We start from the raw sequence: 20,341 nt of genomic DNA on the forward strand, positions 1-20,341 counted from the left end.
CTATTCCCGGCGTATGATTAAATGTATATTGCAAGTACTATTTTAAGAGGTGAATGAATTGAAACTAAAAGACAGATTTATACGTTTTATGTACGGAAGATATGGTGTTGATTCCTTTGGCAAATTTACCATCTGGGGATCCCTGATCCTTATGCTGATCGCAGGATGGACGCATCGGGGAATCCTTTCCTGGCTGGCATGGGCCGGTATCATCTATTCTTATTTCCGGATGTTTTCCAAAAATACTTACAAACGAGCCGCCGAGAATCAGAAATATCTGCAGATGACACGCGGCATCCGGACATTTTTCTACAGGCAGCGTAACATGATAACACAGCGCAAGACACACCACATTTACAAATGTCCGTCATGCAAACAGAAGATCCGTGTTCCAAAAGGAAAAGGCAAGATTGAGATCCGCTGCCCGAAGTGTAACACCAGATTTATCAAACGAAGCTAAGGAGTTCCCATGTTTGGTTATATTTCTATCAACAAAGCCGAGATGAAATTCAAAGATTATGATGTCTATCATTCTTATTACTGTGGACTATGCAAAGTCTTAAAAGAATGTTATGGTAGAAGAGGTCAGGTGACTTTATCCTTTGATATGACATTTCTTGTGATCCTGCTCACCGGTCTTTATGAACCGGACACAAAGACAGAGATGGTCCGTTGTATTGCACATCCCATGCAAAAGCATGCGGCAAAGACCAATGAATTTACTGAATATGCCGCAGCCATCAACATGCTGTTATCTTATTATAAGTGTGAAGATGACTGGGCAGACGAACACAGGAAGAAATCTTTTGTTGCCGCAAAACTTTTGCATTCAAAGATAAAGAAGATTGAAAAATTATATCCCGTAAAATGTAAGGTCATCTCAGAAAATCTCGCCCAAATCTCAAAATATGAGGCAGAAAATGAACAGAATCTGGATCTTATGTCCGGACTTTTTGGCAATATCATGGCTGAGATTTTTGCATACCGCCACGATGAATGGGAATCCTCTCTTCGTAAGATCGGATTCTTCCTCGGAAAATTCATCTATCTGATGGATGCCTACGATGATGTCGAAAAAGACATCAAATCCGGCAGCTATAATCCATTCAGGAAGGCATACCTAGACGATCCTGCATTTGCAGATGACTGCCGCAGCCTTCTGACGCTTATGATGTCGGAATGCTCCAGGGAATTCGAACAGCTTCCGATACTGCTGCATGCAGAGATCTTGCGGAACGTTCTCTATTCCGGAGTATGGAGCAGATACACTGCCGTAACATCCGAAAGACTCGCCGGCAAGAATACACACAACGCTGCAGATACTGCTGACGGCAATTCCACTTCCGGTAGAACCACGAATGATAATCCACATCCTGACACAGATAATTCAACAACAGGAGATCAAGAACAATGACAGATCCATATAGTGTCTTAGGAGTATCCCGTAATGCTTCTGATGACGAGATAAAAAAAGCATATCGTAACCTCAGCCGAAAATATCATCCGGATGCCAATATCAATAATCCGAACAAGGATCAGGCAGAGGCGAAATTCAAAGAAGTCCAGCAGGCCTATCAGCAGATCATGAAAGAGCGGGAATACGGCTCATCCGGGAATTACGGTCCATATAGCCAGAACGGATATGGTCCGTTCCGCGGCTTCTACGGAGAATACCGACAGACCGGTAATGCAGGTAATGCAGGTCAGGAAAGTGAGCAGGATCTTCACTTAAGAGCTGCTGCCAACTTCATCAACAACGGCCGGTATCAGGAAGCAATGAACGTATTAAACGGAATCAACGAGCATACTGCCCAGTGGTATTACTACAGTGCGATTGCCAATTCCGGTCTCGGCAACAATGCAACGGCCCTTCAGCATGCCAAAGAAGCGCTCCGCATGGAACCAGCCAACTATCAATACCAGATGTTAGTTAACCAGTTTGAAAGCGGCGGAAGCTGGTACCGACAACGCCAGAATCCGTATACCACCACCTTCGGCGGTGGAAGCGACTGGTGTGTAAAATTATGTATTGCCAACATCGTCTGCAACTTATGCTGCAGCGGCGGAATGTGCTGCGGTGCCCCGGGCGGTTACAGCGGCGGCCATTATATGTAACTCATAAAATTTCAATGTAATCCAGATGTACAATAAATTGTGACCATCAACAAACGCAAAAAGGAGGAATTCTTATGTTGGATTATCTTGTTTTATATCAGAGTGAATCCGGAAATACAAAGAAAATTGCTGCATCTATCTTCTCGCGCCTTCCCGGCAATTCCAAAGATCTGATCGATATCGATACAGATAAGACAATTCCGGAAGCCAATGTCTACTTCATCGGATTCTGCGTGCACCGCGGAAGCTGCAGTATGGAGGTCAGTGACTTCTTAAGTGACTTAAGCGGCAAACAGATCGCTTTATTCGGAACTTGCGGAATGGGGGATTCTCCGGAATATTATAAGGATATTGCCGGACGCGTCAGTGCCTGGATCGAAGCAGACAACGATTATCTTGGATATTTTATCTGTCAGGGAAAGATGCCGCAGAAGGTACGTATGAAGTATGAATCCATGAGAACTAACGAGAATAACGACCAGATCGACCGTTTTATCCAGAATTTCGATCTTGCACTTACTCATCCGGATGATCTGGATGTGGAGCATGCAAAAGTATTCGTCGATCATATGTTAAAGAAGATTCAATTATAACGAAATAATATACGAGAGGCTGCCACCGGCAGCTTTTCTTGTATTCTTTGACAAAAACACCCGGAAATAAATATTCCGGGTGTTTTTTATAAGAGGCGCCAACCAGATTTGAACTGGTGATAGAGGTGTTGCAGACCTTTGCCTTACCACTTGGCTATGGCGCCATATGACTCCAACGGGAATCGAACCCGTGTTACCGCCGTGAAAGGGCGATGTCTTAACCGCTTGACCATGGAGCCGTATATTTATTTGTCACTGTGTTTTTCACACGACCGAGATTTAATATATCATAGACTCGGTTGTTTGGCAAGTGTTTTTTTGAATTTTCCGAAAATTTTTTATTTTTAAGATTTTTTCTTATTTTCTGCGGACAGCAAAAGCTTTGTCTGCTTTTTTCTGTCCGCATCTTGTCCGGTTCATAATCGTAATAACGAATCCATATGTCCCTTACAGAAGTGTGTGATATAAAATCAAACGTGTTACATCAGAATCAGATCTTACATGCCCCTGTCGTCATCTTAATTATTAGCGATTGTGATCTATCCTGTCCATATGCTCAATCAGCCGGAATATCTGACTTGTATATCCCCACTCATTGTCATAGAAACAGATGACCTTGAAAAAGTGGGAATTCACTTGAATTCCCTGCCTTGCATCAAAGATCGATGCATGTGAATCTCCGATAAAATCTGAAGATACCACTTCATCCTCTACATAATCCAAAATGCCGGACAAATATGTCTCAGAGGCCTCCCGGACTTTTTTGCAGATCTCATCATATGATGCCGGCTGCTTTAACGCTACATTCAGATCAACAATTGATACATCTGAAGTTGGAACCCTGTAAGAAATACCACTCATCTTATCCTTTAAAGCCGGAATGACAAGCGAGATTGCTTTTGCGGCTCCCGTTGTAGATGGAATCAGGTTACCAAATGCCGAACGTCCGGTTCTCCAGTCTTTCTGGGAACGGCTGTCCACAACCTTTTGTTTTGCAGTTGCGGCATGAATCGTTGACATCAGCCCATATTCGATTCCATAATTATCTTCCAGAACTTTACAGATTGGTGCAAGACAATTCGTAGTACATGATGCATTCGATACAACCGGTATATCCGATGTATATTTGTCATGGTTGATTCCCATGATAAATGTCGGTGTATCCCCATCTTTTGCCGGTGCTGAGATAATAACTTTCTTCGCACCGCCTTCTAAATGGGCTTTTGCCTTTTCCATTGTACAGTATGCACCTGTTGCATCAATAATATACTCTGCACCACATGCTCCCCATGGAATCAATGCCGCATCTGATTCTGAAAATACAGGAATCTTCTGTCCTTCAATGATCAGTCCATTCTCATATGTATCCAGTTCTCCCTGAAAACGTCCAAATGTAGAATCATACCGGATCATATACTTCATATAACCCAGGTCTGCATTCCGTACATTGATTCCGCATACTTTAAAAGTATCTGGTTGATTAATGGCGATACGGAGTGCTACGCGTCCAATACGTCCAAATCCGTTAATGCCGATTGAAATTGCCATGTTACAATTACCTCCTATAAGACATACTTGTCTGCCGGTTATCCTGTTCCGGTCTCTGTTGTTAGAGGGGCACTGTTTTTGGCTCTTTCTGATTCTTTTTGTACTCTGTTGTCAATGTAACATAGGACGCTATAAAATGCAACACATCCAAAAGTAATTAAAATATTAACGATTTTTACATCTGATCGGCTTTCTCGACGAATCCCCGAATGACGTTACATGAATTATGAAGCTGCTCTTTTTCTTTCTCTGTCAGGGAGATTTCCAAAATCTCTTCCACACCGTTTTTCCCGATTACACATGGTACTCCCGCTGGAATACCCTGTTCTCCATATTCTCCTTCAAGGAGAACGGATACCGGAAGGATCCTCTTTTCATCATGCATGACTGCTCTTGTAATATTGCTGAGTACGGCACCGATTCCAAATTCTGTACAGCCTTTTCCTTCTACGATGTGAAATCCACAGACCTTATCCTCCGCACTGATCTTATCAAAATCCATTTTATCCCGGTATTCCGGATGAATGCTCAGGTATTCTTTTACCGGTATTCCGCCAATTTGTATATGTGATACCGGAATGAACTGTGAATCCCCATGCTCACCCATACAATAAGCCTGAATGGAATGACGGCTTACGCCGGTGATCTCAGATAACATTCTGCGGAGTCTTGCTGAATCCAGAGATGTTCCGGTGCTGAATACCTGATTTCTTGGAAGTCCCAGTCTTTTTCTTAAAAAATCAGCAATGATGTCTGCCGGGTTGGAAATGCTGATCAGAATCCCATGGAATCCTGACTCTTTTAACGGTCCTACGATCGTATTCATCATCTTGATCGAATCATCGAACATATCCAGCCTTGTCTGTCCCGGAAGACGGCTCTTTCCGGCCGCCATCACAACGATATGCGCATCCGCACAGTCGGAATAATCTCCGGCTCTCACTGTAAAATCTCTATCCAGATTAGAGGCCATATCATCAAGATCAAGTGCCTGCATTGCCGCTTTATTCTTATCTATATCAATATATACGATCTCATCTGCCAGTCCCTGCATCATAAGACTCAGTCCGCAATGAGATCCTACATGTCCTGCTCCGATAATTACAATTTTCCCATTTTTTATTGCTTTCATTTTTCATTCCTCCGTCTTTTCCTGGGTAGTATCAATATGTTATTCATTCTAGCACTATTGGTATTACCTGTAAATAGAGTGCACTCTGTTTTTTGCTTTTTGGAATTGCAAAAAGCTCCTCAACTTTCGTTGAAGAGCTTTCCGTCTTTTAAAAATCTAGAGAATGGATTTTTTAGAAGCACATTTTTCGGGGTTGAATATTCATTCTTTTGTACTTCTCATACAATATATCATATGAAATTCACTATGAATATAGTTTTAATCGACAGATTTTATTCTATAAATTGTGTGTCGCACACAATTATGATAAAATATATCTATACTCTGATCAACATATATCAGGAGGACTACACTTATGGCAATTAAATTACAGTCCCTGTATGAAGCAATTAACAACCAATTTGATGTCATCCTTCATACCAATAGTTTTTATGATAAAGAAGTAACCTGGATCCATACCGTCGAACAGGGTGAATTCTCCCATCTGCTCCACGGTGATGAACTGATCTTTAACTCCGGTCTGAATTTTACCTCTCAAGACTGGCTGAAAGAGTTCTTAAAGTCATTGAAAGACGCACACGCCAGCGGACTGATCATCTCTGTAAAATCACGTCCTGCATTTTCCCAGGAGATTATCGACTATTGCAATGAAATACAGCTTCCGCTGTTCTCCACTTCCTGGGACACTCCGTTCATTGATATCATGCGGATCTTTTCTGAGATTCTGTTAAAAAACGAACACCGCGAGACCAGTCTTGCCGCTGCTTTGAAAAATGCGATCTATTACCCCGAGAATGAAGACTCCTATCTGAATCCTCTGGAAAGCAATGGATTCTTCCGCGACATGAACTATACTGTCCTCATAATCAGCTGCCACACTTATGACAGTGATTCCGGTAATTCTTACCTGGAACAGCTGGAAAAGAAGATCCGTTATTTCATGTCTAAAGGGATCGTATATGAAGAAGGGAAGCATCTGATCGTATTGTTTGCCGGTGAATCTGTAAACGATATATCTCAGAAGCTCTACGATGTCTGTCAGAATAACTCCGATGTCTATGTCGGGATCGGAACTACGGTCTCGCAGCTTACAGACATTCACCGCTCTTACGAGACCGCATTTACCGCCTATCAGCTCACCAAAACTGCTCTCCCGAAGAACTTCCTTGAGTACAATAAGCTTGGTGTATACAAACTTCTGGCCGATATCCACAATCAATCTCTGACAACGGATTTCCTGAACTCCACACTTGGCCCGATTCTTGACTATGACGCTGTGCATCATACCGATTATCTGCATATCCTGGAAGTCTACTTTGATCATGACTGTAGTATCATCCATACCGCAGATGCACTTTATTGTCATAAGAATACGCTGTCGTATAAACTGAATAAGATAAAAGAACTTCTGGATTATGATATCCTGACCAATGAGAACCGGACAAACATCATGCTTTCTTTTTATATTTTAAGACTGGAAAAGCGCAGTATATAAATGATCATCCCCTCAACTTCTGCATGATTTCAAAGACTACGGACCTGAATCTGTGTTATAATTTCAAGTAGAAATATCTAAACAACATAAACGTGGGAGGGATTCATTATGGATCAGAATCGAATCAAACGAAACCAGATGTTAGGCGCAAAGATTGTAAAAGAACTTATAGCCCGCAACATGGAAGCTTATTATACAGACTCCAAAGAAGAGGCTCTGAAGAAAGCATTGGAATTAATCCCGGAAGGAAGCAGCATCTCCTGGGGCGGTTCCATGTCTGTCAATGAGATCGGCTTAAAAGAAGCTGTCTGTCAGGGAAATTATCAGGTATACAACCGCGATACCGCACCGACACCGGAAGATAAGCGCAAGATCGAGCTTGCGGCATATGATTGTGATTACTTCCTGACCAGTGCAAATGCAATCACGGAAGATGGAATTATGATCAATATCGACGGACATTCCAACCGTGTATCCTCTATCGCTGCCGGACCACAGAATGTGTTGATGATCATCGGAATGAATAAAGTTACACGCGATGTAGATTCTGCCATGTCCCGTGCAAGAAATGAAGCCGCGCCGATCAACGCACAACGTTTCAACCTGAGCACTCCTTGTTGCAAAACAGGTGCCTGTTTCGACTGCAAAACACCGGATACGATCTGCTGTCAGATCCTGATCACCAGATATTCCAAGACACCACAGCGCATCAAAGTCATTCTGGTAAATGAAGATCTCGGATTTTAACATACAGATTTTCTTGACTTCATCTTACGTATTTGTTATACTTAACAGTACGTAAGGCATGGCGCCATAGCCAAGTGGTAAGGCAAAGGTCTGCAACACCTCTATCACCAGTTCAAATCTGGTTGGCGCCTCTTATATAACCTCGGAAACATCATGTTTTCGGGGTTTTTCTATATCTGAAAGGAGTATATATATATGAAATCACTCGTACTGGCAGAAAAACCATCTGTTGCCCGCGATATCGCCCGTGTTCTCGGCTGTCACAAGAACATTTCCGGTGCGATCGAAGGCAGCAATTATATCGTCACCTGGGCACTCGGCCATCTGGTCACTTTAGCAGACCCGGAAGAATATGATAAGAAATTCAAAGCCTGGGATATGTCTTATCTCCCGATGGTTCCAAAGAAATGGGAACTCGTCGTGATCAAACAGACATCCAAACAATACCATAATGTAAAAACACAGCTTTTCCGGAAAGATGTCTCTGAGATCATCATTGCCACCGATGCCGGACGTGAGGGAGAACTGGTTGCCCGCTGGATCCTGGACAAATCCGGCTGTCATAAGCCGATCCGCCGTCTGTGGATCTCCTCTGTTACCGATAAAGCGATCAAAGAAGGGTTTGCCCACTTGAAGGACGGTCGTGCGTACAACGACTTATATCATGCCGCAAGAAGCCGCGCAGAGGCAGACTGGCTGGTCGGGATCAATGCCACCCGTGCATTGACCTGCAAGTATAACGCCCAGCTCTCCTGCGGACGTGTACAGACACCGACACTTGCCATGATCGCACACCGCGAACAGCAGATCCGTTCATTTAAACCGGAAGATTATTATGGACTGCGGTGTACAACTTCTGTTACCGGTGGTTCTGTCGGCACTATGGCTTCTATCGTCACATGGACATGGCAGCAAAAGAAAAGCGGTTCCCTGCGCTCCTTTAACAAAGAGCTGATAACCGGCCTTGATAAAAAATTAAAGAACCAGACGCTTACCGTGACAGATGTGCATACCTCATCCAAGCGGACACCTTCCCCGGGCCTCTATGATCTGACGGAATTACAGCGCGATGCCAATAAGCGCTTTGGCTTCTCCGCAAAGGAGACATTGAATATCATGCAGAGTCTGTACGAGCACCACAAAGTCCTCACCTATCCAAGAACAGACTCCCGCTATATCGGCACGGACATTGTGCCAACGATCAAAGAGCGCCTGAAAGCCTGCAATATCGGACCTTATAAGAAATATATTCCGGAGCTCTTAAAGAAACCGCTTAAGACAAGCAAAGCCTTCGTAGATGATAAAAAAGTCAGCGACCATCATGCGATCATCCCGACGGAAGAATATGTCCAGATGGAACATATGTCGAACAATGAACGCAAGATCTATGATCTGGTCGTACGCCGTTTTATCAGCGTCCTCTATCCGGCATTTGAATATGAGCAGACTACACTGAAAGCTGAAGCCGCAGGTGAAACATTTACTGCAAAAGGAAAGGTCATCAAAGCCGCCGGATGGAAGGCCGTATATGCCGATGCTGCATCTTCCGGTTCCTCTGCTTCACAGTATGATGCTTACGGAGATTATGAAGATTCTGAAGATTTTGGAGAAGATTTCCAAAATAATGATATGTACTTAAAGGCTTCAGAGCAGGCACTTCCTGTTCTCCACAGAGGCGACACCCTGACTGTCACACGCACGAATATCACAAGCGGTAAGACCAAAGCTCCCGCCCGTTTTACAGAAGCGACACTTCTGTCCGCCATGGAGAATCCGGTACGTTATATGTCTTCTGATGATAATAAGATGAAAAAAACTCTCGGTGAAACCGGCGGACTCGGAACCGTAGCGACAAGAGCCGATATCATTGAAAAATTGTTCCACTCTTTCCTGCTGGAAAAGAAGGGAAATGAGATTCTTCTGACATCCAAAGGAAAACAGCTTCTGGAATTAGTCCCGGAAGATTTGAAAAAACCGGAGCTTACCGCTTCCTGGGAAATGGAACTTGCCAAGATTGCCAAAGGAGCACACAAAGAACAGGTATTTATCAAAGATATCGAAAGCTACACCAAAGAATTAATTCAGGATATCAAGACTTCCGACGGAACTTTCCGTCACGATAACCTGACTAATACAAAATGCCCGCACTGCGGCAAGCGTATGCTTTCTGTCAAAGGCAAGAACTCCCGTATGCTGGTCTGCCAGGACCGTGAATGCGGCTACCGCGAGACGATCGCACGCACCAGCAATGCAAGATGTCCGAACTGTCACAAGAAGATGGAACTGATCAAAAAGGGGGACAGTGAGACATTTGTATGCTCCTGCGGCTACAAAGAGAAGCTGGAAGCATTCAAGAACCGTCGTGCCAAAGAAGGTGCCGGCGTATCTAAGCGCGATGTCCAGAAATATCTGAAGAAACAGCAGCAGCAAAATGACGAACCGGTGAATAACGCATTTGCACAGGCACTGGCGGGACTTAAGTTAGATAAATAATATGCAAAAAGGAATAACAAACCTTTGCTAATCTGGTTTGTTATTCCTTTTCAGATAGAGAATAATTATTTCATTGTCTTTTCAAGTTCCCATGACCGAATGCTTTCAATAACCAGATCTCCGCCAATTGCTTTCACTTCATTTTTCTGATCATCATCCACATTATATATATTACAAGAAAAATTATTCTGATAATCATTGCTGAATATTTCTAATGAAATTTTGTCAGAATAAATATGAATATCCAGATGCTCTTTGCCCATTAAATTCAATGGACATCTTGCGACTCCTTTACTCCAGCCATCGGAATTATTACGGTCAAAATATGCTTCCGCTCTCTTCAGATCAAATAGGATCTCTGTCTTCTTTCCCTGAGACATTCTTAAGTTCAGCCTAATCTTGTCTGCAGTTGATTTTTTCAGATTTATCCGCATTTCCGTTTCATAAACACAGCCGCTCCGAAGTTCTTTTTTCTCGTCTTCTTTTATCAGAATGTCCGCTTCTTCCTGCTTATTCTTCCGGAGATCCTGTAATTCTTTTACAGGAATAAACTTTAATGTATTATCTTCTGCTAATACCGCCTCTCTCGGAATGTTAAAGAATCCGCACCAGCCTTCTTGATATGTCGGACCCCAGTCTTTCCAAAATGGCATCCAATCCCATGCATTCGCCCATCCTACCAGAATCCTTCTGCCATCCGGTGCCAGGAATGACTGTGGTGCATAATAATCAAATCCCCAGTCAATTTCCCCTGAAATTGTATAGAAAAATTTTCCGGTATCATAGTCAAAATCTCCCACCAGATAAACACTGGTGCGCTCTTTTCCTCCCATCGGAGAGAACATCAACACATATTTATCTCCTACCGGATAAAAATCCGGGCACTCCCACATATAGCCCCATTCGCCTCTGCTCTCTGCAAGGACATTGACAAATTCCCAGTGGAACATATCTGTCGATTTATACAGTCTTGCCTGTGCAAATCCATTTTTGCTTGCTCCACAGACTACATAATAGATATCATCATGTTTCCACACTTTCGGATCCCTGAACAGATCTGTTGGAACACCTTCCGGTGCTGTGATCACCGGGTTCCCTTCATATTTTTCAAAGTGGATTCCGTCTTCACTATATGCGATACACTGTGCCTGTTCAAACCCATTTCCATTATTACAGGTTCCTGTATAGATCAGGAATAACTTTCCATCATGTTCAATCGCACTGCCGGAGAAGCAGCCCCCCTTCAAATGATCATCATATACTTCACTTGGTGCAAGCGCTAATGGCAGATACTCCCAATGAATCATATCTTCACTGACAGCATGTCCCCAGTGCATACAGTCCCAAAATCCGGAATATGGATTATATTGATAGAAAAAGTGATACTTTCCTTTAAAATATATCAACCCATTTGGGTCATTGATCCATCCGGTTTCTGCCATAAAATGATAGTCCTGACGAAATTTTCCCTGCTGTACGGTTTCTCTTTTTGCTTCAATTTCTTTCTGGGCTTTTTCTATTCTTTCAATCATCAGTTCTTTTGACATATTGTGCCTCCGATATTATTACTTATATTCTTCACGAAGCTTCTTTGCAAATTCAGTATTAAGCTTTGATTCCCGGCGGGCCTTATTTTCTTTAATTCTGAACTGTTCTTCTCTTGCAGGCTTATACTCTTCCCAGCGTTTTGCCCATGATTCTCTCGCTGCTTTCATTTCTTCTGTTAATTCCGGCATCTGAAGATTGCGTTCTGGAAGTACCGGTACATTTGGAATTCTCTCTTCTACAGGAAGAATCGTAATTGGTTTTGCTGTTGGCAGTGTCTGATACCAGTATGCTGTTGAACTCCAGTCATCTGACAGATGGTTCGCATGTCCATGTTCAATCGTAACTTTCAAATGTTTCTCAAATCTTACTGGATCTGTAATGTGGAAACGATAAGATACCTGGAATCCATCCGTATCACTTTCATGTACAATAGTTCCAAAGAATGGATATGCATTTTTCTGCATTCCCCATGCATGATTGAAATAATCCTCTGTTCCTGTACCATTTAATGACGGGTATTCCTCTCCATCAATGAAGAACATATCATTTCCTTCTCCCCACCAGCTTCCCTGGTAGTGTTTTACAGTAAGGTTACATCCTACATAATGTCCCGTTCCTTCTACGTCAAGCACTGTATAGTTATTCTCACCTTTAAAATTGGTTACATTATTAACTTCCGGACAGTTTGTCTGAAGGTCTGGTCCCCAGCCCTGACAAGGATTTTCTCTGTGCCAGCTTGCATGGAAATATGCTGTATTCTCATCCAGTGGCTCTTTATACATTTCATAGTCAATATTGAAATATAAAATAAATGGAAGTTCGTTTTCATTTACAATCTCAATTTTTGCTTTTTTATTAAAAGGCATTGGGAAATAGCATGACACAGAACAAGGAGCTCCATATCTTCCTGCTTCTTCTGGTTTCAGCGAAACATTAAATGGCAGCGAAGAAAAATTGCCCGGATAACTGTTACCAATACAGAAGAAATCTCCCAATGGTGCAAGTACACTTGGTGTATCCTGATCATCCCATGTAATCTTGATCAGAACTTTTCTATAATAGAATGGATCATAATCATCCCAGATAACTCCAAGTGCCGGATGAATCTCCATAACCGGAGCTGCTGAAGCATTTAATACCGGATCAAGAATACTTGGTGCTACTACTTTTCTGCAGGAAGAAGTCATCCAAATATGTGTGATACATCCCGGTCCTTCCACTTCTCCAAGAGAGATTGTCTCACCTGCCGGGATTTCCCAATAATCCTGATTCTTACCTCTCTGATCCCAGCTGGCAAGTCTTCCGTTTCTGGCTTTTTTTACAGTTGTCAAATCTTTAAATAATCCTGATACATTGCTCATAATATAAGTCTCCTTTTCTTTTTGTTAATAATTATCCTTTCACAGCTCCCGCTGTCATACCCTCTACAATATTCTTCTGGAATAATCCATAGAAGATCAGTTCCGGAACAATAATCATAAGACTGGATGCTACAATTCCACCATAATCTACCGTATAATTTCCTTTGAAGAATGAAGCTCCCATAGAAAGTGTATAATCAGATACATCTTTCAGCATTACAGATGCATACGGATATTCATTCCATATGTATAACACGTTAAAAATGACAATTGTTGCAATAACCGGCTTTGCCATTGGCAAAATAACTTTCACCATCAGCTGCCAGATGTTACAGCCATCTATTACAGCCGCTTCGTCAATTTCCGTAGGAAGCTGTTTCAAATATGCTGTCAGAAGAAGCGTATTGAATGAAATCGAACTTGCTGCATATGGAAAAATCAATGCCCATTTTCCTCTCAACCCGAAAAAGATATTAATCTTATATACCGGGAACAATAAAATAAATGGTGAAACAGATAATCCCAAAATCAAAAATCCATACAATAAACTCTTTGCCTTCGGATGCTTAAATTCCATTCTTGCAATTACGAAAGAGCTGCAGAATGTAATAATAAGTTCCAACACAACAGATACTATACATACAACAAAAGTGTTCGCATATAATTGTGGAAAGTTTAATGTTTCCAATGCATGTTTGAAGTTGTCGAGATTAAATGCCTTCGGCATTGCCAATGGATTAGACATGATCTCTGAACTTGATTTGAACGAAAGCAATACCATCCATAAAAATGGAAATACAACAATCGCTGTTATAATAATCATCGCAGCATACATTGCAATTTTCTTTCTTTTCGGTACCATTCCTATTCACCTCTTTCTCTTGTAAGTATTGAATAAATACCTGTGATCACCAGTGAAAGAAGGAATGTAAATGTAGCCAAAGACATTCCATAACCATAATCTCCACTGTTAAATGTCATTGAGTAACTATATGTAACCAACGTCTCAGACAGGTGGTTTGGACCTCCTCCTGTTGTCTGCTGCACAATTTCAAAGATCTTAAACACTCCTGTAATGATCAGAACTGCTACTGTTGAAATCGTTGATTTCATCATTGGAATTGTGACATACATTGTCTTCTGTATAAAGCTTGCACCATCTATTTCAACTGCTTCCAACACCTCTCCCGGTATCATTTTAAGACCTGCAATAAATACCGTTACTAGATATCCTAATTGCTGCCAGAAATAGATAATCGCGATACTATACGGAGACAGTGTATTGCCGCCTATCCATTTTTGTTTCAAACCAGATGCCCCTATCGCATCCAAAACATTATTGATAATACCAATGTTTGGATCTAATATATAAACCCAGATAATTCCAACAATGATCGGTGCGATAATCGCAGGAGAAAAGATTAATGACTTTGAAAAATCCACTCCTTTTAATTTATTATTCAGTAACAAAGCAATGAGAAAAGATAAAGACAATAACAATACAAATGCCAATATAAACATAATCATTGTGTTCTTTAAGGATATCCAAAACAAACGGTCTTTAAATAATCTCATATAATTTGTCAATCCGTTGAATGTAGCCTTTCCAATTCCAGAATATTTTGTAAAACTATATCCAATTGACATTCCAATAGGAATAATAATAAATACCATATACACAACCAGTGTCGGAATTACCAATCCTATCTTGTATCTCTTTTTACTTAACCAATGCATACGCTCATCCTCTTTATATCCGGGACCACCATGATAAATCTTCATGGCGGTCCCATGCAGTGTCAGCCAATATTAACGTCTGTCTAGTTTGCTGCTGCCGAATCCATATTTTTTAAAGCATCTTTCGGACTGTATGTTCCTTGCATAACACCAAATATTGCATCATACATTGCTTCCTGAACTGCCGGAGTAACTGTCTGGTCCGGAGCTGCTTTTGGTGTTTTCCATCCATTTCCAAGTGCTGTGATCATTGCATTCATTGCATACTGTGAATCTGTTGCTGCAATACCATCATAATTGGTTGCCGGGAAAATGGATCCTTCATAAGAAATCTTTGCTGCTTCTTCTCCATAATAATATTTCAAAAATGCATACACAGCTTCTTTTGCTTTATCATTATCTTTTACCGCTGAACTTACTACCAGCGGAGCTGCCGGAACTTTCATTGCAATATTCTGTTCATAAGAAGAATCCTCAAATTTTGGTCCCCACCAGAATCCGATGTGTTCACCGATATTTTTATCAAATTCTCCACAGTCCCACTGGCCTGTTCCGAACATAGCTGCTTTTCCTTCATCAAAGAGCTGTTTTGCGTCAAAATATTCGATCGTTGCCATATTTTCCGGAAATGCTCCGGCATCTGCAAGTCCTTTTATTTTTTCAAAACATGCATTCATATCATCGTTTGAATATTTTGCCTTATCACCAGTATAGGATTTTTCATTATCTTCCCATCCATATCTTGAAAAGAATTCATTGAACTCCCACATTGAGTATCCACTGTTCTTACTTCCGATTGCGATTGGTGTAACTCCTGAATCTTTCAGTTTTGCGATCATATCAAGGAATTCGTCATAAGTTGTATCATCTGTTGGATAAGCAATCCCAGCTTTATCAAACAAATCTTTATTATAGAAAAATCCCTGAACATTACTTTGATATGGAAGTCCATACTGTACTTTTCCATCATTGAATGCATCTTCCATACCATCCAGTGCATCATCAATGTCTTTATTTTCTTTCAGGAAATCAGACATATCTAATAAGTATCCGGCCTCATTGTATTCCGGTGCCTCCGCTGAATCTAAATGTACAATTTCCGGAAGACTTCCATCCTGTGCTGCCAGTTTCATATTTTTTGAATGTGCTTCTGTATCAGCTGCTACGAATTCTACTTTATATTTTCCTTTATTTTCTTTGTTAAATCCCTGAACAATATTGTAAGTAACCGTTTCCTGTTTTTTTGGGTTTGCCACATGAATACCAAATTTAATGACGGTTGCCCCGTCCGCATCCGTTTTTGCTTCTTCTGATGACTTACTTCCTCCGCATCCGGCAAGCAGTCCCATCGACATCGCTGCAACTAATACTGCAGATGTAACCTTTTTTAAGCTTTTTTTCTTCATAGTTTTTCCTCCCTAAATGAGTAGATGGTTGTTTATGGAACCCGTTCCATGTTCCTAAAAAAAATAATTCCGCATCTTTTCTTTTTTATGGAACCCGTTCCATGTTTGTTAAAAAAATAAATTCAGCTGTGCACGTGACTGATTTGTATAATCTATATATAACTCTTAGCTGCTCAGATGTCAACATTTTTTCATCATTTCGTTTATTTTATCAATTTTCGCGCACCATTTTTGTGCATTTTTACTATTTCATTGTTGTTCTCCCCTTTCTTACAGATACGCCCAATGTTACTTTTTCATTTTTATATGTCTTCCCATTAACCAATTCACAAATTAACCTGGCCGCCTCTTTTGCCAGTTCTTTTATCGGTTGAACGATTGCAGTCACACTTGGCTCTACTATCTGTGTAATATATGTTCCATCATAAGCCACACATTTTACATCCTTCGGAACCTTTTTATGTCTTCGGATAACCTCATTCATACACTCGATTGCAACCAGATCTGTTCCGAATATCCCATCAAATTCCCATTCATCCAGTCTGTCAAACAAATCTTTTACCGCATACTTATAATACTCCAGATCAAATTTATTCCATGCCAGTTCATAATCAAAGCACTCTACTCCCTGTTCCTTCATAATTCTTGCGAATTCAAAATGTCTTTCATGATATGGCGACTCTACTGCAGTTGCACCTCTGAAATGTACTACTTTTTTACACCCATTCTTAAGCAGAATTTCCGCCGCCAGTCGTCCGCCCTCCTTATGATCGACTGTAACCACAGGAATATCTTCTCCCAAATAACGGTCAAATGCAACGATTGGTTTTTTTATCTTTTTGTACTCTTCTACATCTAAGGAATGTACACCTGTAATCACACCATCCACGATATGCCTGTTTAACATATCCAGATATTCGAGTTCTGCATTATGTGCCTTATCTGTATTACATAACATGATCTTGAATCCTTCATTATAGAGTTCTGCTTCAATATTATGTACAAGTTCTGCAAAAAAAGGAATTTCTACTGTTGGCACCAGAACAGCAATGATCCCACTCTTTTTATGATACAGATTTCTGGCAAGTTCATTCGGTGTATACTGAAGATTTTTCATAGCCTCTTCTATTTTTTCACGTGTCTCATCCGATACATATCCACTGTTATTCAGTACTCTTGATACTGTTCCAACACCGACTCCTGCCTTTTGTGCTACATCTTTTATACTTGCCATGTTTACACCTCCTCTCATTTCAACAATTTATTATAACAGAACATTTACACAAGCTCTAGTTTCATTTTTCGCTTTGTTATATTTTTATGTATCTTTAAACGCCAAAATTAGAATATTACTCTTCTTCTCTCTTCTTAAGCTTCGAATAATAACTATCCGCAGTATAAAGCGCCGCCACCGGATTATGCCCCAATACACGGTCTTTCGTCACTGCTGTCGTAGTCAGTGCTTCGGAATATTTATAAAACAGACTGTCATGCCCCACACAAAGTCCGACCACAACATTCAAGTCCGTCTTCGCCTTGTTCAGAAGCTTTGCCTGCAGGATCGGATTACACATATTCACACCGACACCTTCGCAGCATTCCGGAATGCCGACGGATGTCTTCTTCTGTGTTCCTGCCTTGCAGCCGACACCATACACATCAAAGCCGTGTCTGCGCAGGATATCTGCCAGGATACGGCTTTCTTTCAGTAAGCCGACACAGGCCGCGATCCCGATCTTTTTCGCATCGATCTTCTTTGCAAAATCCATGATTTCTTCGACACGGGTATGTTTGCAGTAATTCTCATACTCTACTTCAGCTGCAGCAATCGTTACTTTACGGTTGTCATCCTCGTTGTAGCATTCCATTGCTTCATTTAAGACTTCTTCATCCATATGTGTTGTCAGACAGAAATCCGGATAGGTTTTATCCATTTTGTTGCAGTTTTTTACTGCGCAGTCAATACAAGACATGTCTTCTTTTTTCATTTCTTCATTCTCCTTTTGTATACCTTGGTATCTACAGAGGCCTGCCACTGGCAGATTCTCTAGATTAAGCTTTACTTTGTAAAATATCCTCTATTTCTTTTATACTCATATCTGTCACTTCGGCAATCTGCTCGACAGAAAATTTGTCTTTCATATTTCTGATGATCTTTTGTGTTGCTTCAATGGCACCTTCATTCCAGCCCTCACTTCGACCTTCATCAAGTAATATCTTCCCAATCTTCCACATCTTCAAATCCTCCTTAATCTCTTCCAGATCCATTTCATCTAAAAATTTCTCTGCCATTGCATACATCACCGCCTCTATCTTCTCTTTGTCGATTGGTAAGTGTCCTGTTATCTCCCTCATCACAGCAAAACTTCTATGAAATCTTTCCTTTTGTGAACTTTCACCGCCCATCAAAGAGCACATCGCCAGTTCAACCAGTTCTTCTTTTGCAATTTCTTCTCCTGTTTGAATCTTTGTCTCTAATCTTTCAAGTAACTGGTCTGCATTTCTCCCTTGCAGGATAATTGGATGTACACGGTATGTATTGATTCCTTCTGAATACTCTGTAATCGGATTCTTAATATTTCCTGAAAAAAGTACATACGTTGTAATTGCTACTCCGTACTGATAGCTTGCCAGTGCTTCATAAGTTCGGAACCGCTTTAAGCCTTGCACACCTTCATTTGTACTTTGAAATTCCAGATGCACCCATGAGTTGTCTTCCATCTCATAATTAAAGTCCTGATACATTTTCTTTAATTCCAAATGTACAATCTCTGTAGGTGCTACTCTTTTTACTTTTCCCTTAATATTTAATAATGGGAACAATTCTTCTGCGAAGAACAACGCCAAGGTTTTCATTGCAGTATCTTCCTGCTGAATGTTCTGACTTCCGACATTTGCCAGATCTTTCTTCTGTTTTTTATCTGCCATATAGTATCCTTTCTGGAAATACTATACAGAGAAACTATCTTTACTTCATAATAACAAATACTTATACTACAGACAATGGTTTTCCGTTTTTATTTTCTTATTTTTTGTAGTTCTTTTCTATGAGAAATGTTCCCCGATTCAGGGTTGATTTGTCATGAATTGTCGATTCTGATTTCTGAAAAATTATTGAAAATTAACATTTAAAATTTGAAGATGTATGACAGTCTCTCTGATAGACCATCATCTGTGGGTTTATACTATCATGTATACTATTTTTCGTCAATAAAAAGGAGATTATTACACTCATTTATTAATGAGTTATAATAATCTCCTTTTTTAATCATCGCACGTTTAAAATCTGTAGTCTTTTTTTACTTTTCCGCTATCTCTTGCTCCGATTCTTCATCCTTCTCCAGCACCAATATATCCGCTATACTGCATCCCACATAATCGCAGATCTTTGCGATTGTAGCCAGATCAACTCTTACCACTTTATTCTTACAGTAATTGTTTAACTGTGTATGCTGCAGCTTACATGCATAGCATAACTGATTCTTGCTGATCTTCCTCTCTTTTAATACCTTTTCCAGTTCAATCTTAATTCTACTCATCTTTCGTACCATCCTATAACTGAAGTATACTAAGATTTCGGTTGAAAAAATAGATGTGATAACTTACACTGTATTTATATAGATGTATTTATATACACTGTAAGAAATTACCATTTAGGAGGTTTGCCTTGAAAAAAAGAACTATCCGAATCCTAGCTATATTATTGATCATTGCATTCTTTTTCTCCTTTATTCAAACCAGACCTTATTCTGTCATGCATTCTACGGTCTATACCAATGATAATACGCTAGAAATTGAACTATATATAGTAACGAATCGTTTCATTGTCTTTCGACCGGATCAGTACTGCAAAGAAATTATAAAAAAGCACCGGGCTGTTAATAAACTTTCCGGTGATACGACTTATCAGATTGTTCTGTTTGCAAATTCATGGTGTTTTAAGAAAGGATATTCCTGCGCAGAGTATGAATATCGGGTTGACAATAATAAGATTCAATTACAGAAATAATGTATTATAAAAAGCACAAACCTCCTTTTTAATAAGCAGAAGGCTTGTGCTTTTATATTGAAATATCGAAAAAAGACAGAAATCAAATCGATTTCTGTCTTTAACTCCCCGAGTTGGGTTCGAACCAACGACCCTTCGGTTAACAGCCGAATGCTCT

Annotated in this window: 18 protein-coding genes and 3 tRNA genes; 8 read left to right on the forward strand and 13 right to left on the reverse strand. The window is 40.6% G+C overall.

All coding sequences use genetic code 11. The features are described 5' to 3' along the window. Positions 1–88: 88 nt before the first annotated feature. The 4 genes from OCV72_RS11480 (at position 89) to bilS (ending at position 2,708) form a co-directional block, all read left to right on the forward strand. Entirely contained in the window at positions 89–460 is a 372-nt protein-coding gene (locus tag OCV72_RS11480; protein ID WP_006427708.1) for a TFIIB-type zinc ribbon-containing protein, read from the forward strand. A gap of 9 nt (positions 461–469) precedes the next feature. Next, positions 470–1,414 (forward strand): DUF5685 family protein, encoded by a 945-nt coding sequence (locus tag OCV72_RS11485; RefSeq protein ID WP_055283927.1) that lies wholly within the window; start codon positions 470–472, stop codon positions 1,412–1,414. Then, positions 1,411–2,115 (forward strand): DnaJ domain-containing protein, encoded by a 705-nt coding sequence (locus OCV72_RS11490; RefSeq protein ID WP_055283930.1) that lies wholly within the window; start codon positions 1,411–1,413, stop codon positions 2,113–2,115. Before OCV72_RS11485 ends, OCV72_RS11490 begins: the two co-directional genes overlap by 4 nt. A 74-nt stretch (positions 2,116–2,189) precedes the next feature. Then, positions 2,190–2,708, forward strand: a complete 519-nt coding sequence (gene bilS / locus OCV72_RS11495) for a flavodoxin family protein BilS (RefSeq protein WP_055283932.1) — start codon at positions 2,190–2,192, stop codon at positions 2,706–2,708. 93 nt (positions 2,709–2,801) lie between these two features. Here the strand turns inward: bilS and OCV72_RS11500 are convergent. The 4 genes from OCV72_RS11500 to OCV72_RS11515 form a co-directional block, all read right to left on the reverse strand. Continuing rightward, positions 2,802–2,872 (reverse strand) — tRNA-Cys (locus tag OCV72_RS11500). 3 nt (positions 2,873–2,875) lie between these two features. Further along, a tRNA-Glu gene (locus tag OCV72_RS11505) sits at positions 2,876–2,947 on the reverse strand. Between the two features lie 286 nt (positions 2,948–3,233). Continuing rightward, positions 3,234–4,256: a type I glyceraldehyde-3-phosphate dehydrogenase gene (gene gap / locus OCV72_RS11510; protein WP_055283934.1), complete on the reverse strand. Its 1,023-nt coding sequence runs from the start codon at positions 4,254–4,256 to the stop codon at positions 3,234–3,236. Positions 4,257–4,431: 175 nt separating this feature from the next. Further along, entirely contained in the window at positions 4,432–5,388 is a 957-nt protein-coding gene (locus OCV72_RS11515) for an L-lactate dehydrogenase (RefSeq protein WP_055283937.1), read from the reverse strand. Between the two features lie 355 nt (positions 5,389–5,743). On the opposite strand from OCV72_RS11515, the gene OCV72_RS11520 reads away from it, so the two are divergent. The 4 genes from OCV72_RS11520 to OCV72_RS11535 all read left to right on the forward strand — a co-directional run bounded on the left by OCV72_RS11520 (position 5,744) and on the right by OCV72_RS11535 (position 10,123). Then, positions 5,744–6,883 (forward strand): PucR family transcriptional regulator, encoded by a 1,140-nt coding sequence (locus tag OCV72_RS11520; RefSeq protein ID WP_055283940.1) that lies wholly within the window; start codon positions 5,744–5,746, stop codon positions 6,881–6,883. A gap of 108 nt (positions 6,884–6,991) precedes the next feature. Further along, complete coding sequence (locus OCV72_RS11525; protein ID WP_055283942.1) at positions 6,992–7,630, forward strand: lactate utilization protein; 639 nt, start codon at positions 6,992–6,994, stop codon at positions 7,628–7,630. Positions 7,631–7,690: 60 nt separating this feature from the next. Beyond that, positions 7,691–7,761, forward strand: a tRNA-Cys gene (locus tag OCV72_RS11530). Positions 7,762–7,825: 64 nt separating this feature from the next. Then, positions 7,826–10,123 carry a DNA topoisomerase III gene (locus OCV72_RS11535; RefSeq protein WP_055283944.1) on the forward strand — a complete coding sequence of 766 codons (2,298 nt, stop codon included), beginning with the start codon at positions 7,826–7,828 and terminating at the stop codon, positions 10,121–10,123. 65 nt (positions 10,124–10,188) lie between these two features. Here the strand turns inward: OCV72_RS11535 and OCV72_RS11540 are convergent, their stop codons facing one another. From OCV72_RS11540 to OCV72_RS11580, 9 genes are all read right to left on the reverse strand, one after another. Then, entirely contained in the window at positions 10,189–11,670 is a 1,482-nt protein-coding gene (locus tag OCV72_RS11540) for a glycoside hydrolase family 32 protein (RefSeq protein WP_055283946.1), read from the reverse strand. Positions 11,671–11,688: 18 nt separating this feature from the next. Beyond that, positions 11,689–13,032 carry a glycoside hydrolase family 172 protein gene (locus tag OCV72_RS11545; protein ID WP_006427727.1) on the reverse strand — a complete coding sequence of 448 codons (1,344 nt, stop codon included), beginning with the start codon at positions 13,030–13,032 and terminating at the stop codon, positions 11,689–11,691. A 31-nt stretch (positions 13,033–13,063) separates the two neighbouring features. Next, entirely contained in the window at positions 13,064–13,894 is an 831-nt protein-coding gene (locus tag OCV72_RS11550; protein WP_055283948.1) for a carbohydrate ABC transporter permease, read from the reverse strand. 2 nt (positions 13,895–13,896) lie between these two features. Further along, positions 13,897–14,814: a carbohydrate ABC transporter permease gene (locus OCV72_RS11555; protein ID WP_227079906.1), complete on the reverse strand. Its 918-nt coding sequence runs from the start codon at positions 14,812–14,814 to the stop codon at positions 13,897–13,899. Between the two features lie 38 nt (positions 14,815–14,852). Beyond that, entirely contained in the window at positions 14,853–16,175 is a 1,323-nt protein-coding gene (locus OCV72_RS11560; protein ID WP_055283951.1) for an ABC transporter substrate-binding protein, read from the reverse strand. Positions 16,176–16,419: 244 nt separating this feature from the next. Next, complete coding sequence (locus OCV72_RS11565) at positions 16,420–17,409, reverse strand: LacI family DNA-binding transcriptional regulator (protein WP_055283953.1); 990 nt, start codon at positions 17,407–17,409, stop codon at positions 16,420–16,422. 115 nt (positions 17,410–17,524) lie between these two features. Beyond that, the gene (locus OCV72_RS11570; protein WP_055283955.1) at positions 17,525–18,163 is read right to left on the reverse strand and encodes a DUF1847 domain-containing protein; all 639 of its coding nucleotides are present in this window, start codon (positions 18,161–18,163) and stop codon (positions 17,525–17,527) included. Positions 18,164–18,227: 64 nt separating this feature from the next. Next, the gene (locus OCV72_RS11575; RefSeq protein ID WP_055283957.1) at positions 18,228–19,103 is read right to left on the reverse strand and encodes a hypothetical protein; all 876 of its coding nucleotides are present in this window, start codon (positions 19,101–19,103) and stop codon (positions 18,228–18,230) included. Between the two features lie 371 nt (positions 19,104–19,474). Then, positions 19,475–19,714 carry a helix-turn-helix domain-containing protein gene (locus OCV72_RS11580; RefSeq protein ID WP_055283959.1) on the reverse strand — a complete coding sequence of 80 codons (240 nt, stop codon included), beginning with the start codon at positions 19,712–19,714 and terminating at the stop codon, positions 19,475–19,477. Between the last annotated feature and the right edge of the window lie 627 nt (positions 19,715–20,341).

This window comes from Dorea amylophila, assembly GCF_025567265.1.
Classification (GTDB): domain Bacteria; phylum Bacillota; class Clostridia; order Lachnospirales; family Lachnospiraceae; genus Dorea_A; species Dorea_A amylophila.

Bases quoted from the DNA above. Each gene is read 5' to 3' on its own strand.
- OCV72_RS11480 (WP_006427708.1), top strand. From the start codon at position 89: ATGTACGGAAGATATGGTGTTGATTCCTTTGGCAAATTTACCATCTGG.
- OCV72_RS11485 (WP_055283927.1), top strand. From the start codon at position 470: ATGTTTGGTTATATTTCTATCAACAAAGCCGAGATGAAATTCAAAGAT.
- OCV72_RS11490 (WP_055283930.1), top strand. From the start codon at position 1,411: ATGACAGATCCATATAGTGTCTTAGGAGTATCCCGTAATGCTTCTGAT.
- bilS (WP_055283932.1), top strand. From the start codon at position 2,190: ATGTTGGATTATCTTGTTTTATATCAGAGTGAATCCGGAAATACAAAG.
- gap (WP_055283934.1), bottom strand. From the start codon at position 4,256: ATGGCAATTTCAATCGGCATTAACGGATTTGGACGTATTGGACGCGTA.
- OCV72_RS11515 (WP_055283937.1), bottom strand. From the start codon at position 5,388: ATGAAAGCAATAAAAAATGGGAAAATTGTAATTATCGGAGCAGGACAT.
- OCV72_RS11520 (WP_055283940.1), top strand. From the start codon at position 5,744: ATGGCAATTAAATTACAGTCCCTGTATGAAGCAATTAACAACCAATTT.
- OCV72_RS11525 (WP_055283942.1), top strand. From the start codon at position 6,992: ATGGATCAGAATCGAATCAAACGAAACCAGATGTTAGGCGCAAAGATT.
- OCV72_RS11535 (WP_055283944.1), top strand. From the start codon at position 7,826: ATGAAATCACTCGTACTGGCAGAAAAACCATCTGTTGCCCGCGATATC.
- OCV72_RS11540 (WP_055283946.1), bottom strand. From the start codon at position 11,670: ATGTCAAAAGAACTGATGATTGAAAGAATAGAAAAAGCCCAGAAAGAA.
- OCV72_RS11545 (WP_006427727.1), bottom strand. From the start codon at position 13,032: ATGAGCAATGTATCAGGATTATTTAAAGATTTGACAACTGTAAAAAAA.
- OCV72_RS11550 (WP_055283948.1), bottom strand. From the start codon at position 13,894: ATGGTACCGAAAAGAAAGAAAATTGCAATGTATGCTGCGATGATTATT.
- OCV72_RS11555 (WP_227079906.1), bottom strand. From the start codon at position 14,814: ATGAAGATTTATCATGGTGGTCCCGGATATAAAGAGGATGAGCGTATG.
- OCV72_RS11560 (WP_055283951.1), bottom strand. From the start codon at position 16,175: ATGAAGAAAAAAAGCTTAAAAAAGGTTACATCTGCAGTATTAGTTGCA.
- OCV72_RS11565 (WP_055283953.1), bottom strand. From the start codon at position 17,409: ATGGCAAGTATAAAAGATGTAGCACAAAAGGCAGGAGTCGGTGTTGGA.
- OCV72_RS11570 (WP_055283955.1), bottom strand. From the start codon at position 18,163: ATGAAAAAAGAAGACATGTCTTGTATTGACTGCGCAGTAAAAAACTGC.
- OCV72_RS11575 (WP_055283957.1), bottom strand. From the start codon at position 19,103: ATGGCAGATAAAAAACAGAAGAAAGATCTGGCAAATGTCGGAAGTCAG.
- OCV72_RS11580 (WP_055283959.1), bottom strand. From the start codon at position 19,714: ATGAGTAGAATTAAGATTGAACTGGAAAAGGTATTAAAAGAGAGGAAG.